Source organism: Citrobacter sp. wls708 (assembly GCF_005281255.1).
GTDB lineage: Bacteria > Pseudomonadota > Gammaproteobacteria > Enterobacterales > Enterobacteriaceae > Citrobacter > Citrobacter werkmanii.
On sequence record NZ_SZXE01000026.1, the window covers coordinates 1 to 257 of the forward strand.

Below are 257 nucleotides of genomic sequence, written 5' to 3' on the forward strand. Positions count from 1 at the left end.
CTCCCCCGTCCGCCACTCGTCACCCGAGAGCAAGCTCTCTGTGCTACCGTTCGACTTGCATGTGTTAGGCCTGCCGCCAGCGTTCAATCTGAGCCATGATCAAACTCTTCAATTTAAGTTTGATGCTCGTGAATTAAACTTCGTAATGAATTACGTGTTCACTCAGAGACTTGGTATTCATTTTTCGTCTTGCGACGTTAAGAATCCGTATCCTCGAGTGCCCACACAGATTGTCTGATAAATTGTTAAAGAGCAGT

The 257-nt window shown here is 46.3% G+C and carries 1 rRNA gene; it reads right to left on the reverse strand.

Annotated elements, in window-relative coordinates:
* A 16S ribosomal RNA gene (locus FDW97_RS17835) occupies window positions 1-115 on the reverse strand; the annotation flags it as partial.
* Window positions 116-257 lie beyond the last annotated feature (142 nt).